16 protein-coding genes and 1 tRNA gene are annotated in these 12,856 nt (G+C 63.2%); 7 read left to right on the top strand and 10 right to left on the bottom strand.

Annotation, left to right across the window (positions count from 1 at the left end; genetic code table 11):
- The first annotated feature begins 25 nt into the window (after positions 1 to 25).
- Entirely contained in the window at positions 26 to 1,129 is a 1,104-nt protein-coding gene (locus ACYJ11_RS01760; protein WP_421641680.1) for a site-2 protease family protein, read from the top strand.
- 31 nt (positions 1,130 to 1,160) lie between these two features.
- Here the strand turns inward: ACYJ11_RS01760 and ACYJ11_RS01755 are convergent, their stop codons facing one another.
- Together ACYJ11_RS01755 and ACYJ11_RS01750 are read right to left on the bottom strand one after the other, a co-directional pair.
- Complete coding sequence (locus tag ACYJ11_RS01755) at positions 1,161 to 1,811, bottom strand: hypothetical protein (RefSeq protein ID WP_461646504.1); 651 nt, start codon at positions 1,809 to 1,811, stop codon at positions 1,161 to 1,163.
- Positions 1,812 to 1,859: 48 nt separating this feature from the next.
- The gene (locus tag ACYJ11_RS01750; protein ID WP_188978885.1) at positions 1,860 to 2,096 is read right to left on the bottom strand and encodes a DUF7576 family protein; all 237 of its coding nucleotides are present in this window, start codon (positions 2,094 to 2,096) and stop codon (positions 1,860 to 1,862) included.
- 94 nt (positions 2,097 to 2,190) lie between these two features.
- On the opposite strand from ACYJ11_RS01750, the gene ACYJ11_RS01745 reads away from it, so the two are divergent.
- On the top strand, positions 2,191 to 2,442 hold the full coding sequence (locus tag ACYJ11_RS01745) for a hypothetical protein (RefSeq protein WP_461646503.1): 252 nt from the start codon (positions 2,191 to 2,193) through the stop codon (positions 2,440 to 2,442).
- 21 nt (positions 2,443 to 2,463) lie between these two features.
- On the opposite strand, the gene ACYJ11_RS01740 is transcribed toward ACYJ11_RS01745, so the two are convergent.
- From ACYJ11_RS01740 to ACYJ11_RS01725, 4 genes are all read right to left on the bottom strand, one after another.
- On the bottom strand, positions 2,464 to 3,162 hold the full coding sequence (locus ACYJ11_RS01740) for an SDR family NAD(P)-dependent oxidoreductase (RefSeq protein WP_461646502.1): 699 nt from the start codon (positions 3,160 to 3,162) through the stop codon (positions 2,464 to 2,466).
- Between the two features lie 105 nt (positions 3,163 to 3,267).
- Complete coding sequence (locus tag ACYJ11_RS01735; RefSeq protein WP_461646501.1) at positions 3,268 to 3,513, bottom strand: hypothetical protein; 246 nt, start codon at positions 3,511 to 3,513, stop codon at positions 3,268 to 3,270.
- 213 nt (positions 3,514 to 3,726) lie between these two features.
- Positions 3,727 to 4,158, bottom strand: coding sequence for a hypothetical protein (locus ACYJ11_RS01730; RefSeq protein ID WP_461646500.1), 432 nt, complete (start codon positions 4,156 to 4,158; stop codon positions 3,727 to 3,729).
- A gap of 11 nt (positions 4,159 to 4,169) precedes the next feature.
- Positions 4,170 to 4,607: a pyridoxamine 5'-phosphate oxidase family protein gene (locus ACYJ11_RS01725; protein ID WP_188978893.1), complete on the bottom strand. Its 438-nt coding sequence runs from the start codon at positions 4,605 to 4,607 to the stop codon at positions 4,170 to 4,172.
- 192 nt (positions 4,608 to 4,799) lie between these two features.
- Between ACYJ11_RS01725 and ACYJ11_RS01720 the strand changes: the two genes are divergently transcribed.
- Positions 4,800 to 5,390: a HalX domain-containing protein gene (locus ACYJ11_RS01720; protein WP_188978895.1), complete on the top strand. Its 591-nt coding sequence runs from the start codon at positions 4,800 to 4,802 to the stop codon at positions 5,388 to 5,390.
- 195 nt (positions 5,391 to 5,585) lie between these two features.
- Here ACYJ11_RS01720 and ACYJ11_RS01715 read toward each other — a convergent pair.
- Positions 5,586 to 5,732, bottom strand: a tRNA-Met gene (locus tag ACYJ11_RS01715).
- Positions 5,733 to 5,877: 145 nt separating this feature from the next.
- On the opposite strand from ACYJ11_RS01715, the gene ACYJ11_RS01710 reads away from it, so the two are divergent.
- Positions 5,878 to 6,888, top strand: coding sequence for a DUF7115 domain-containing protein (locus tag ACYJ11_RS01710; protein WP_461646499.1), 1,011 nt, complete (start codon positions 5,878 to 5,880; stop codon positions 6,886 to 6,888).
- A gap of 166 nt (positions 6,889 to 7,054) precedes the next feature.
- Here the strand turns inward: ACYJ11_RS01710 and ACYJ11_RS01705 are convergent, their stop codons facing one another.
- The gene (locus tag ACYJ11_RS01705; protein WP_170095927.1) at positions 7,055 to 7,444 is read right to left on the bottom strand and encodes a DUF5830 family protein; all 390 of its coding nucleotides are present in this window, start codon (positions 7,442 to 7,444) and stop codon (positions 7,055 to 7,057) included.
- Positions 7,445 to 7,495: 51 nt separating this feature from the next.
- Here ACYJ11_RS01705 and ACYJ11_RS01700 point away from each other — a divergent pair, with 51 nt between their 5' ends.
- Entirely contained in the window at positions 7,496 to 8,155 is a 660-nt protein-coding gene (locus ACYJ11_RS01700) for a TVP38/TMEM64 family protein (RefSeq protein WP_005538089.1), read from the top strand.
- On the opposite strand, the gene ACYJ11_RS01695 is transcribed toward ACYJ11_RS01700, so the two are convergent.
- Both ACYJ11_RS01695 and ACYJ11_RS01690 read right to left on the bottom strand, forming a co-directional pair.
- Positions 8,133 to 10,709 carry a PAS domain-containing sensor histidine kinase gene (locus tag ACYJ11_RS01695; RefSeq protein ID WP_461646498.1) on the bottom strand — a complete coding sequence of 859 codons (2,577 nt, stop codon included), beginning with the start codon at positions 10,707 to 10,709 and terminating at the stop codon, positions 8,133 to 8,135. The genes ACYJ11_RS01700 and ACYJ11_RS01695 overlap by 23 nt on opposite strands.
- A 46-nt stretch (positions 10,710 to 10,755) precedes the next feature.
- Positions 10,756 to 10,878, bottom strand: a complete 123-nt coding sequence (locus ACYJ11_RS01690; protein WP_004591539.1) for an HVO_2523 family zinc finger protein — start codon at positions 10,876 to 10,878, stop codon at positions 10,756 to 10,758.
- A gap of 105 nt (positions 10,879 to 10,983) precedes the next feature.
- Here ACYJ11_RS01690 and ACYJ11_RS01685 point away from each other — a divergent pair, with 105 nt between their 5' ends.
- Together ACYJ11_RS01685 and ACYJ11_RS01680 are read left to right on the top strand one after the other, a co-directional pair.
- Positions 10,984 to 12,504, top strand: coding sequence for a sulfite oxidase (locus ACYJ11_RS01685; protein WP_461646497.1), 1,521 nt, complete (start codon positions 10,984 to 10,986; stop codon positions 12,502 to 12,504).
- A 43-nt stretch (positions 12,505 to 12,547) separates the two neighbouring features.
- Positions 12,548 to 12,838 carry a DUF7526 family protein gene (locus ACYJ11_RS01680; protein WP_005538095.1) on the top strand — a complete coding sequence of 97 codons (291 nt, stop codon included), beginning with the start codon at positions 12,548 to 12,550 and terminating at the stop codon, positions 12,836 to 12,838.
- The last annotated feature ends 18 nt before the right edge of the window (positions 12,839 to 12,856 follow it).

Below are 12,856 nucleotides of genomic sequence, written 5' to 3'. Positions count from 1 at the left end.
ACGGGTCGAACCCTAAACGTAGGTAATGGCGACCCAGTCCTCGCAGCCGGAGTTGCCGGACCCGGAAGCGCTGGCAGACACGTTTTACGTGTACGAAATCGACAGGACCGCCGAGGACGGCGTCCGGTACTACGGCGAGCCGATGACCGAGTCAGAACAGGTCATCCACCGAATCGCGCCGGCGTTCCGCCAGCGCGGGTATCGCGTCGCGCTCAAGCGGGAGATGGGCGAGTGGGTACTGATCGCGCGGGAGCGGTCGCTCGGCGTCGACGGCATCCCGTGGCTGAACGTCGGACTCGCTGTCCTGACGCTGGTGTCGACGCTGTACGCCGGGACCCGCTGGTACGGGCTGTCTGTGCTCGAAGACCCGACAGCGATGCTGCAGGCGTGGCCATTCGCTGCGGCGGCACTCGGTATCCTCGCCGTCCACGAGTTCGGCCACTACGTCATGAGCCGCTACCACGAGGTGGAGGCGAGCCTGCCGTACTTCCTGCCGTTCCCGAACGTCCTCGGGACACTGGGTGCGGTCATCAGTATGAACGACCACATCCCGGACCGCAAGGCGCTATTCGACATCGGCGTCGCCGGGCCGCTGGCGGGCCTTGTCGCGACAGTCGTCGTGACCGCTATCGGCGTGACGCTCCCGCCAGTGGAGGTAACCCGCGGCATCGTCACGAACATCGAACTCGGCTACCCGCTGTTGCTGCAGGGCATCGCCGCAGTGATGGGTGAACCGTTGGAGTACGCGAACCCGCAGCTCCTCCCGAACCCGGTCGTCATCGGCGGCTGGGTAGGAGCGTTCGTGACCTTCCTGAACCTCCTCCCGGTCGGCCAACTCGACGGCGCACACGTCGCCCGGTCGCTGTTTGGCGACCGCCTGTCGCTGGTCCAGCTCGCCGTCCCCGTCGCCCTGTTCGGGCTGGCGGGCTACCTCGTGGTCTTCGAGGGGGGCCGAGCGGCCGGACTGTGGGCGTTCTGGGGGATTCTGGCGCTGGTGTTCGGCCGGCTCGGTTCCGCGACGCCGCTGGACGAGACACCGCTGGGGCCGGGCCGCTGGGCTGTTGGCCTAGTTACGTTCGTTTTAGGGATGCTCTGTTTCGTCCCGGTGCCGCTCGTCATCACGATGTAGCGCCCCGCCGCTCGTTCTTGCCGTAGCCAATTCACAGCCCGTACGGGTCGTACTCGGGTCTGTTGTCCGCGCCGGCAGAGAGATCATATCGCTCCCGGAACTCAGTGAGCAGTTCGTCAGCGCCAGCAGTGAACAGCACGGCGACGCCGCAGGGTCGTGAGTACGAGTCAGCATCGGGCGGGTCGGGGTCGATGAAAATAGCGTCCGTCGGCGGCTCGCCGATACCGGGGAGCTCGGTCAGCAGTGATTCCATCGGCACGAGGCCGGTGAGCACGCTCGGGACAAAGGTACCGCCGGGCAGCGGCGCGCGCGGCTGAACGAAACACTCCGCGACCGGTTCGCCATCTTCTTCGAGTACGGCGCTTGCCGGACGTTCCAGCCCCGGCTCCCAGAGGTCAGCCGCCACTGCTGGGATTTCGGTGTCAACGGCGAAATCCATCGTCACGCGATCGAGCCGCTCGAACGAAAGCAGCGACCAGGCCTCATCCGAGTCGTCGGGGTCGCCGCCCAGCGTCGCTTCGACGAGATCGCCCGTTCGGAGGTCGTCGACTGCCGGCTGTCGCTCGCCGTAGCCGGACTGGTACACGGTGTAGAGCCGCGTTGCATCGGTGTCGAACAGATTGATGTGCGGGACCGCGTCGACGACGCGGTAGACCCTGAACACGCCCGTGCGCTCGTCCATATTTCCCCGACGCGCTCCATCGTCAAGACTCCGCGGACTCACCGGTGCTCAGGCAGCCGTCATGAGCTTGAGCCACTCGGTCAGGCAGTCGTCGCTACAGTGGTGGTGACGCTGTCGGTCGCCGCTCGTATCCAGCACACCGACGACGAGATGCCAGTCGTCGGCGTACACGTGGCCGCCACAGACCACGCAATCGCGCACCGTCTCGTCGTCCGTCCGCTTCCCGACAGACACCGTCTCGACGTAGTAGGTCCCTCCGAGGGCGTACGGCGTTTCCAGTTCCATCAGCGCAGTCTGGGGACTACACACGCCTAAATGACGGGTGCAAACCGACCGGTCCGACGCAACACGGACGTAGCTTCGGCTCTAAGCCACAGGTATGAGTCAATCTACGGAACTTCCAGACCCAGACCCGGAACAGCTCCGCCTGGCCGTCGAACGGCTGCTCGACGAGACGGTTGACCGCGACGAGGCGCTCCACGTCACGGCCGATGATCTATCAGTCTCCATTCCAATGCGGTTCGGATCGGATTCCCCGCAGGCGACGTGGCGGTTCGACGGCGACGTGACGATCTCAGTCGACGGTGTTCGGGGGCCGCTCAGAGAGTGGGTCGACCTCCTCGAGGAATAGCCGGCGTCGGAGCCGAAGCGCTCAGAACGCCTCAACGTGGGGGCGGAGATCGAGTTCCAGCGTCCACGCCGAGCGGTCCTGTTCGACGAGGTGCCAGTACGACTGGGCGACCTCGTCGGGATCAAGGTACGTCTGGGCGTCGCGGTCGGCTGTGTCCGTAGCGTCTGGTGGGCGAATCTGGCCGTCGATGATGACGTGAGCGACGTGGATGCCTTCCGGACCGAGTTCCCGCGCCATCGATTCAGCTAGCCCGCGGACGGCGAACTTGGCGGCACTAAACCCGACCGCACCGTCGCGGCCCCGGACGGCAGATGTCGCACCGGTGAAGATGATCGTCCCGCCGTCGCCGGCCAGCATATCCTCGACGGCCTCCTGCGAACAGGCTAGCCCGCCCGTCGGGCCGACGGCGAGTGCGTGCCGGAACTCGTCGTGTGTGATCTCCTGTGTGCCTTTCCACGCGCCGCCGCTGGCGTGGTTCACGAGCACGTCGACGGGGCCGAACTCGTCCCGGACCTGCTCGAAGCCCGCCGCGACTTGGTCCGGACTGGTAATATCAGTCTGTACTGCGAGCGCGTCGTCGCCGAGATCCGCCGACAGTGACTCCAGATACGACGCCGACCGGGCGAACAGGCCGACCTGACAGCCTTCGCCGATGAACGTTCTGGCCAGTGACTCTCCGAGGCCCGGACCGACGCCTGCGATGACTGCTGTCCGTGACATATGGACACGAACGACTACCGGGTGGATGAAAGTATGGTCACAGCGGGGGTTCGGAATGGAGGGCTGCAATATCAACGGAGAGACCTGGAATCACAGGGCTCCGTGTCAGTCGGCTCCTCCATGTGCGTGGCCGATACGCAGCGTCACGGCGTTGCAGACGACGAGCGCGACGAACGCGATCCGCGTCGCCCCGGAGTTCAGGCCGGTAACCAGTAACGGAAGATACAGAAATGGGAGCGCAATCGCTGTCCAGAACGCGATGCCTCGAACGGCGGAGACGAGCGGCTCGTCGAACTCCGGTATGGACTCATCAAACTGGGCGAGTAATTCGTATGCGGACGAACTTGACATATGGAGGGACCTACCCACGGCTTCTATTGGAGATAGCTTATAACCGCTAGAGGTTTCCGCCCGTTTCGCTTCGTTTCACGCATAGCGGCCCCTAGTCGTTCATTTTATTATCGGCTGAGCGACGCTTAGACATTTTATCAGCGGTGCAGCTGTGGTATGATACGTATAACACCGCCGGTTACGATGACACCTCCACTGGACGTGTACGACCGATTATGGTCCGAGTAGTGACACAGTTACGTCGTGCTCTGTGTCGTTTAGTGTCGTACTATCGACGACGTGGTCCGGAAGTGACTCCCGCCACTCGGCGAGCCGCTGCTCGTGGTAGGTCCGGTGGCGCTCCAGCGAGTACGTCTCGTCGTCGGCAGCCCGAAGCTCGTCAGCGGTGTCATCGGGCGTCGGATACGGCGGTGCATCCGTAGTCAGCAGTGAGTCGGGCTCGATGTGGATCGTGTTATCGTCGTCGTCGGGCTGGACGACGTGGAGGCGCGCCCGCATCCGGCCACTGAACGGTGGTGTGACGCGTAACACGGTCTCTGATCCGTCTGCAGTCGATTCAATGGCCGCGACGAGATCAGTGGCGCTTATCGCGATTGATCTGATGTCTGTCGGGTCGGTGTCCATGGCTGAGTCTGTGTGTTCCATTGTTCAGGCAGTTACATCCGATTGCTGTAGTCCCAGGTGTGGAGTCGGTCGGGCGTAATCGTGATCTGTATCTCACGACGGTCGGGTGCAAGCAGTCGTTCGGCCAGCGGTGAGTCGGTGCCGCCGAGATACCGGTGCAATAAGTCGGTGAGAACCGTCTTATCCTCGTCCGCTGTCATCGTCGCTGTGCCATTGCCCCTGACGCCGCGGTACGGCGGCTCGTTCGTCGAGACTTCGAACGAGACGTGGTCGTCATAGTCGAGGTAATCGACAACGGCGGCGTCTGCCCCGGTCGCACACTCGAAGACACCGTCAACGAACCGATACCAGAGCGAGAGCATCCAGGGTTTGTCTGCTGGAGTTCGGCATCCGAGACGGAGTGGCACAGTTTCGGTGCTGAGAAACTGTTCCATCTCCTCGTTCGTCCACGGTCCGGAGACGGTCACCATACACGCAGCGTACGGTCGCCGCTATGTTAACATCTCTGGCATGAGTCACTGCTTTGTGACAGCACCTACCAAAGAAAAGTCAATAGACCAACTCCACTGTTCTCAGAATCGATAATACGCTGGGTACCTTTATTTTGGTGTTCGGGAAAGTCACCGTGAGAGCAGTACGTGAGTCGACAGGAGGGACAACAAGTGCAAAAGCGTGTTGAGACGGAGGAGGCAACGGTTCTCGTCGTCGACGATGAGCAAGATATCGCGGATCTGTATTCGACGTGGCTGCTGACCGCACACGACGTTCGGACCGCACACAGCGGTACGGAAGCGCTCCAGTTAGTCGATGCGTCCGTCGACGTCGTCTTTCTGGATCGGCAGATGCCCGATATGAGCGGTGACGAGGTTCTCGATACCATCGCGGAACGGGGTATCGACCCGGCAGTGGTAATGGTGACGGCCGTCGACCCGGACTTCGACATCATCGAGATGCCCTTCGACGAGTACCTGACGAAGCCGGTCAGCCGCGAGGACCTCCTCGACACCGTCTCGGAGATGCTCGTCCGGACCACGTACGACGATCAGGTGCAGGAGTACTTCGCCGTGGCCTCGAAGAAAGCGACGCTGGAAACGCAGAAGAACACCGCGCAACTGGAAGCTAACGACGAGTACCGGACTGTCAGCGAGCGACTCGAAGAACTCCGCGAGACGGCCGATTCCACGGCCGCAGAGATCGACGACTTCGAAGCCGTGTTTCACGAGTTCCCTGGTGGCGGCCTCTCGTCTGGCTGACCGCTGGCGATTCTTCTCCTGTGAAACCACCGTCTAAGTCTCCAAACAGTCGTGACAAACACGACAGTGTTCGGGAGCGACTCGGCGGGGATGCCGTCTACTCGCTCGGTGCAGCACTGCTCGCCCCAGTCGCGTGCTGTCTGTTCGGCACGGGCCAGTGATACTGCTGGCTATTGGTCGATGTGATCTGGAAAATGCCCGGGGAGGGCTCCGAACCCTCGATCTCCGCATGGCCCAGGTCTGGGGCGTGACGAGCGCCCCGGGGTCATGACGGGTTTGCACTGCCGCATGAGTCGAGAGACCCTATGAGTGCGGCGCTATGTCCAGCTAAGCCACCCGGGCGCGGGTGCATTCAGCCGTTGGCCGTTGGCCGTCTTGAAGGTTCTCATCTCTGCCGGGACTGTGGCACAGTCCCACGCTGTGTCCGCCTGATCGGCGCTGATAATCGACCCGCGGATTTAAGCCACCACGCAGGTATGCAGGCAGTATGGAGATACCAGACCTCGTCCAGCAGGAACTCGGGGACGAGGAGATCCGGGGCGGTGTCAACCTCGGCGACGAAGACGCGGCCTGTTTCACACCGACCCGGACGCTCGTCTACCGCGGTGAGGGCCTTCTCAGCGACGAGAAGGTCGACAGCTATCCGCACGACTTCGAACGGCTCACGGTTTCGGAAGGCCGACGCAAGACCAAGTTCTCGCTCATCTACACCAGTGAGAAACTCGAACTGTCTGTTCCCGGGAGCCGCAGCGACGCCGTCCTCGAACGGCTACTCGAAGGGAAGCTCACTGTCTCGGGCGGTATCGACCCGGACGAGAGTCTCGCCGGCGTGTTCCGGTTCAGCGAACTCACGTTGGTCGTTACCGACCGCCAGCTACTCAAGCACATCGGCAACGTCTCCTGGGATGCCGACTACGAGGCGTTCTCCTTCGACGACGTGACCGGCCTGGAGTTTGAGGAGGGGAGCGTCGCTACGGCTGTCGTCCTCTCGTTCAACGAGCGGCCAGAGCGGATCAAGGCACCGTCTGAGCAGGCACCAATGGTCCGGAAAACACTCGAGGAGGCTCTCTTCGCGTACCACGAGGTCAGTTCGCTCGCTGAGCTCAATGCCAAGGTTGGGGCCAGTTCCGAGAAGAATGCCGACGAAGCCGGCAACGGTCTCGGCCTCGAATCCGGCATCGACCCGCTTGTGAGCAACGACGAGCAGGGCGGTGACGGTTCCGAAGGCGAATCCACGAGCGCCAGTACGCAGACCACGACCGCAGCGACCACCGAACAGGGAACCACCGCCGAAGCCACGACGGATTCCCAACCCAGTGACGCATCCAGCATCGACACCGACTCGGCTGAGCCGGACACCTCGGCAGACCCCGACATCGCTGAACTCGAAGCACAGGTCGCCGAACTGACCGCCGCTGTTGAGGCCCAGAACGAACAGCTCCAGAAGCAGGAGCGCACTATCAAACAGCTCATCAAGGAACTCCGCCAGGGCCGCTGAACCGTCTGTTTTTGACTTCACTCGTGTGTTTAGGGCCGTTTGTCTAACGTCGTGACCGCGGCTACGACCTCGCTGCCACCAGGGCCGCTCTGCTATTGTGCTGCTCACGGCTCCTTCCGTCGCCGTTCGCATCAACGAGGGCCGCTCACTCCGTTCGCTCCCGTCGCTACTCCCGCCCTAACACTTTCCGAATGCACGTCGACCCGAACGGGCCCAGTTCACCGCCGTCGAACTGGACGAAGTGGCCCGTACTGATAGCCGCGCCACAGCGCTGACACGAGAACTCCCCCTCACGAACGACTACGTCGCTGTCGAAGTTCACGTACGATCCCTGTGATCGGGGGCGGACGACGCCGTTCTCGCGTTCGATGAGGCCTCGCATCACTGCGGTGTCGAGGATCTCGCGCTGGACCTGCGGGTTCGTTGTCACCGTCTCGATACGGTCGAGCGCGTCGGCGACGGACAGCTCCCCGTGTTCCAGATGGGCGAGTAGTTCGACGCCGAGTTCGACCGGGTCTCGCGTCTCGGACACAATCGCCGATTCAACCCCGAGCAACGTAAAAGATACCACAAAGCGTTTGTCGATTGCTACCGCCCAATTGGATAGATGGACCGCCTCGCGAAGCGACAGCTGGTCGGGACTGCCGGGCTGGTGGTAGTCGTCGCTATCGCGACAACGCTGCTCACGCCCGAACGGGTGGTGGCCCAGCTGATGCACCTCGCCGACCACCCCGTCTACCTCGCGGGTGTCATCGTCGGGCTGTATCTCGTCCGCCCCTTCTTCGCGTGGCCGACGATGCCGCTGTCCGCGTTCGTCGGGTTCGTCCTCGGCGTCAGGTACGGCTTCCCGGTCGCACTGATGGGCGCACTCGTCACCTGCCTCATCCCCTACCGGTTCGCGCTCCGGGCCGGCGAACAGGGCGGGATGTTCGGCTGGCTGGGGGACTCCGGCCGCCGGATCATCGAGGTGACAGGCGAGACACGGGGCGTCCTCGCGGCGCGGCTCTCACCGGTGCCCGCGGACCCTGTTTCCTATGGGGCCGGGTTCGCTCGCGTCTCGCCGCGCTCCTTTGCGGTCGGGACGTTCCTCGGTGAGATTCCGTGGGTCGCCGTCGAGGTCACTGCGGGTGCGTCACTGCGGTCGCTGACGCTCACTGGCCTCACTATCGAGGCGCTCCCGCACGTCCTGCTGTTCTCCGCTGCGCTGGCCGTGCTGGTGCTTGCGGGGCCGGCCTACCGCCACGTCAGCGCTCCGAACTCGTCGTGAACTCGAACCGTGTCCCGCCGCCTTCGCTCTCTGTCACTGACACAGACCAGCCGTGGGCCTGTGCGATCTCAGCGACGATTGCCAGCCCGAACCCGGTTCCGGTGGTACTTGTGGTGTAGCCGCGCTCGAACACGTCGTCTCGCTCTTCCGGCGGGATACCGACACCGTCGTCGGCGATGTAGAACCCGGTGTCCGTTGTCCCGACGGAGACAGTGATCGGTTCGTTGCCTGCACAACCTTCGTGAGCCCCCGTATCGTCTGACTGCGCCCGACTGTTCGTGGTCCCATGCTCCACACTGTTCCGGAACAGGTTCTCGAACACCGCCCGGAGCCGTGCCGCGTCGGCCTCGATCGTCGCCGTCCCGTCCTTTTCCAGCGTGGCTTCGCCGGTCTCGACATCGACCCAAGCCTGCCCTGCGAGGGCGGCGAGATCAACCATCGTCGTCTCGCCGACCGTATCGCCCTGTCTGGCGAGCGTCAACAGGTCGTTAATGAGTTCGTCCATCCGGTCGGCCGCGGACGCCGCCGCCTCGAGGTGTGATACGTCACCCGACGTCCGGGCGACCGATATCCGCCCTTTGACCACGTTCAGCGGGTTTCGAAGGTCGTGGCTGACGACGGATGCGAACTCCGCGAGCTGTCGCTCTCTCTTTTTCCGGTCGCTGATATCGCGGATGACACCCGCTGTACCGTTGAACTCCCCGCCCGCGGCCGGAAGCAACGCGATGTGGATCTCGATAGGGGTGTGCTCCCCGGCCTGGTCGACGATGTCCGTCTCGAAGGTCACGTTCTGTCGAGTCGGGTCAGACAGCATGGTCCGGATGAGGTCACTGCCGCGGCTGATGTCCTCGCCGGCCATGATCGTGGAGATATGCTCGCCGACGAGTTCGTCGGATTCGAACCCCGTCAGTCGCTTTACCGCTTCGTTCACGTAGGTGAACACACCCTCGTCGTCGAGGGTGTACACCGGGTCGCCGACGGCCTCGATGATCGTCTCGTAGCGTTCGAGTTCCCGCTCGCGTCGCTTGCGCTCCGTCGTCTCGCGCATCACGCCGACCGAGCCGTCGAAGTTCCCGTCCTCGTCGAACAGCAGTGCGACCCTGTCCTCGTTAATACTGACTGTCCCGTCAGCGGCTATCGTCCGCATCTCGTAGGCCGCCCACGTCCGATTATCGTCGTTAATCAGGTCACGGATGAGTGCTGTCCCTCTCTCGACATCCCCTTCGGGCATGAACCGGGCCGGCTCTGAGCCAATGATTTCCGAGCGGTCGTACCCCAGATGGGCGGCCATCGCATCGTTCACCATCTCTATCGTCCCGTCCCTATCGAGGACGTACATCGGGTCCCCGACGCTTTCGACCAGCGTCCGATACTCTCTGAGCTCCCGCTCCCGGCGCTTCCGCTCTGTGATGTCCCGGCCGATACCGGCAATCCCGAACAGGTCACCGCGCTCGTCCTCGATGAGCGATCCTTTGAACTCGTACTGGAGTCGCTCGCCGTCAGCCGTCTCGACACCTGCCTCGATAGTTCCGTACCCCGTCTCCAGCGTCTCTTCGAATATCCTCCATAGTTTCTGGTGGTCGGACTCCACGATGAGTTCCCCGATGTCCATCGATGCTAACTTCTCGTTTGTGTAGCCGGTCACCGACTGGACGGTATCGTTCCATCGGACCAGACTACCGTCGGGGCCGACAACGTAGAACATATCGTCGACGGAATCGATGAGTTTCTCAGTGAACGCCCGCTGGTTCGCGAGTTCCCGCTCGCGCTCTTCGCGTGCGGTTACGTCAGTGATGAACCCCTCTAGGATTTCGACGCCGTCGTCGTCGGTGTCGACCACACGCCCGCGCTCCCACATCCAGCGAGTTTCACCGTCGGCCGTCTCGATCTGATAGGAGACTTCGAACGGTTCATTGGCGGCGATACAGGTCTGAACCGTCTCCCAGAGACGTTCCGTCTCAGAGTCTTTGATCAGCGTTCCCCAGGAAACGTCCCCACTCTCGAGTGCCGCCGAACTGTGGCCGACTAGCTCCGCTGCACCGTCGCTGACGAACTCCATCGGCCAATCGGGTTCGTTCCGTGCGCGGTACACCATCCCTGGGAGGTTCGAGATGAGCGTCGACAGCATCCGCTCGGACTCTTCGAGCGCGGTCTTGGCCCGCCGTTCCCCCACAGCCCGCTCGATACGGTTCGCGAGTACGGCGTACTGGTCTGTCCCGACCCCCTTCTGCAGGTATTCGGTGACGCCGGCAGAGATCGCATCACTTGCGATTTCCTCGTTTCCTTTGCCGGTAAAGAGAATAAACGGAAGCTCCTCGTACTCCTTGCGAACGACCTTCAGAAACTCGAGTCCGTCCATCCCCGGCATGTCGTGGTCGCTGACGACACAGTCGAACGCCTGTTCGGACAGTCGCTCTAACCCGTCGGTCGCACTTCGCTCGGTACAGACAGAGATATCGCTGTGCGTTTGCTCCAGATGGACCGCAACGAGGTCACCGAGGTCGGGATCGTCGTCGACATGTAACACCGAAATCTCTTCCCCGTGACCACTCATACCACCCTTTTCATCGTTCCACGATAATAAACCCGTGAGCGTCCCGTCAGTAGAACGTGTCAGCGCAGTCGTAGACGACGCCGTGTTCCGGACAGACGTACTTGCAGTGTCGGTGGTACATCGCCCGCTCACAGAGCGGACAGGGCCGACCGCCGGGCTGCTCGTCCATGATTCAGTAGAGCAGCCGTGCTCGCTTGTGTCTTCCGGAGTTTCGGAACAGAATCTGGGTGAAATTGGAACAATCTCTTTTGCCGGGTAGACCGTCAGTTCAGGCATGACTGACGACCTTCTCGATTCGCCCGGCGGCCGGCTGCTGGTCAGCGCCGTCGCAGCCATCGCCGGCCTGGCCGGCTCCTACGCGGTCACTGGCTACGCACCCGCGTTCATCGCCTCACCTATCGAACGGACGCTCGCGCGGTCGATGCCCGGCATCGTCGTCTCGACCGCTATCTCGACGCTCGGCAGCCTCGGCCAGCAGCTGAATCTCCTGCTCGCGATTGGCCTCGCGGGGCTGTTCATCGCGCTGGCTGCCAGAGCGGCCATCCTCACCGGCCAACTGGCGAACAACCGTGCCCTCCCGGTCGTCGGAACGGCTGTCATAACCTGGGCTGTCAGTGTCGTTCTCACCAGTGAGGTCGTCCTCGCCGCCGGACCGGCGGTGTCCGCTGCCGCCGTCGTTGGCGTTGCACAGGTCCTCGACGGGCTCAGCGGCTCGGTGTCACCGATATCCTCGAAACGACGACGGGCACTCTCGACGGTCGGTGTGGCTGTCGGGGCGGCAACGGTCGGTTACACGGTTGGCAACCGGCGATCGATCGCCGCGACCGGTGACGGCGCGCCGGCACTCACTGCCCCGGGAGCTGACCTCGCCGACGTCGAAGAAAAACTCGCCGTCGCGACCGACTCCTCCCTGCAACTAGACGACATGGACCCGCTGGTCAGCGAGAGCTTCTACGAGGTCGACATCAACTCCATCGACCCGGAGCTGTCGGCCGACGACTGGTCGCTCTCTATCACCGGTGCCGTCGACGAAGAGGTCACGCTGGACTACGAGGACCTCCAGCAGATGGACGCCGAAAACCGGTTCGTCACGCTCCGCTGCGTCGGTGAGAGTCTGAACGGCTACAAGATGGACACCGCGCTGTGGACCGGCGTTCCCGTCGACAGCCTGCTCGAAGAAGCCGGCGTACAGAGCGGCTGTGAGTGCGTGATGCTCCGGGCCGACGACGACTACTACGAGGAGTTCCCTATCGACGCGCTCCGGGGCGGAATGCTCGCCTACGGCATGAACGGGAAGATCCTCCCGCGCGGCCACGGCTACCCCGTCCGGGCGCTGGTTCCCGGCCACTGGGGCGAAGTCAACGTCAAGTGGCTCTCGGAAATCGAAGTCCTCGACCAGGAAGCCGACGGCTACTGGGAGAAACGCGGCTGGCAAGGGACCGGGCCGGTGAATCCCGTCGCCAAACTCCACCACGAATCGATGCTTTCGGACGGCCGCCGACGGATCGGCGGCCACGCGTATGCCGGCCTGCGCGGCGTCCAGCGCGTCGAGGTCTCCACTGACGGCGGCGAGACCTGGGCGGACGCAACGCTCTCGGACCAGCTGCCGGCAGCCGACGGTGACGGCCCCGCCGAGGACGCGTGGCGACAGTGGGAGTACACCTACGACCCGCCCTCGGACGGTCACACCGTCGTCGTCCGGATGGTCGATCAGCGCGGCGAGGTACAACCCGAGGCGGAGACCGACTCGTATCCCAGCGGCCCCTCTGGCTGGGTGTCCAAACAGTACTCATAGTGCAAAGCGAGCGGCACATACCGCTGTAGTCGCTACCGTGCGTATGGACGAGACGATTGCGGGCGAGGTAATCCACGTCGTCCCGCCGGCCGACCACGAGGACTACGACTTCGAGCCCAAGATGGCGTCGCTCGCTGAGTCACGCTACGTCATCGTCTGCCGCAAGGGCGGGAAGCCGTCGTGGCTCGAACGGATAGTGGCATTTCTCCGCCGCCAGCCCATCGAGCCGGTCACGCTCGTCGCAGATTCGGCGGCCGAGGAAGGAACAGAAGTCACCGCGACTGTCGAGGAAACGACGATTACCGGCGTGTACGACGTGACGGAATTCCGGTAGCCGGCTCTGGGCGAGTCA

The sequence above is a fragment of the Haloarcula sp. H-GB5 genome, from assembly GCF_054850705.1.
Note: the sequence above shows the minus strand (reverse complement) of the source record. Positions and strands in the feature narration are given on the sequence as shown.

What these genes read in the sequence shown, in the direction of transcription:
- ACYJ11_RS01760 (WP_421641680.1), top strand. Translation starts at nt 26, where the DNA reads ATGGCGACCCAGTCCTCGCAGCCGGAGTTGCCGGACCCGGAAGCGCTG.
- ACYJ11_RS01755 (WP_461646504.1), bottom strand. Translation starts at nt 1,811, where the DNA reads ATGGACGAGCGCACGGGCGTGTTCAGGGTCTACCGCGTCGTCGACGCG.
- ACYJ11_RS01750 (WP_188978885.1), bottom strand. Translation starts at nt 2,096, where the DNA reads ATGGAACTGGAAACGCCGTACGCCCTCGGAGGGACCTACTACGTCGAG.
- ACYJ11_RS01745 (WP_461646503.1), top strand. Translation starts at nt 2,191, where the DNA reads ATGAGTCAATCTACGGAACTTCCAGACCCAGACCCGGAACAGCTCCGC.
- ACYJ11_RS01740 (WP_461646502.1), bottom strand. Translation starts at nt 3,162, where the DNA reads ATGTCACGGACAGCAGTCATCGCAGGCGTCGGTCCGGGCCTCGGAGAG.
- ACYJ11_RS01735 (WP_461646501.1), bottom strand. Translation starts at nt 3,513, where the DNA reads ATGTCAAGTTCGTCCGCATACGAATTACTCGCCCAGTTTGATGAGTCC.
- ACYJ11_RS01730 (WP_461646500.1), bottom strand. Translation starts at nt 4,158, where the DNA reads ATGGAACACACAGACTCAGCCATGGACACCGACCCGACAGACATCAGA.
- ACYJ11_RS01725 (WP_188978893.1), bottom strand. Translation starts at nt 4,607, where the DNA reads ATGGTGACCGTCTCCGGACCGTGGACGAACGAGGAGATGGAACAGTTT.
- ACYJ11_RS01710 (WP_461646499.1), top strand. Translation starts at nt 5,878, where the DNA reads ATGGAGATACCAGACCTCGTCCAGCAGGAACTCGGGGACGAGGAGATC.
- ACYJ11_RS01700 (WP_005538089.1), top strand. Translation starts at nt 7,496, where the DNA reads ATGGACCGCCTCGCGAAGCGACAGCTGGTCGGGACTGCCGGGCTGGTG.
- ACYJ11_RS01695 (WP_461646498.1), bottom strand. Translation starts at nt 10,709, where the DNA reads ATGAGTGGTCACGGGGAAGAGATTTCGGTGTTACATGTCGACGACGAT.
- ACYJ11_RS01690 (WP_004591539.1), bottom strand. Translation starts at nt 10,878, where the DNA reads ATGGACGAGCAGCCCGGCGGTCGGCCCTGTCCGCTCTGTGAGCGGGCG.
- ACYJ11_RS01685 (WP_461646497.1), top strand. Translation starts at nt 10,984, where the DNA reads ATGACTGACGACCTTCTCGATTCGCCCGGCGGCCGGCTGCTGGTCAGC.
- ACYJ11_RS01680 (WP_005538095.1), top strand. Translation starts at nt 12,548, where the DNA reads ATGGACGAGACGATTGCGGGCGAGGTAATCCACGTCGTCCCGCCGGCC.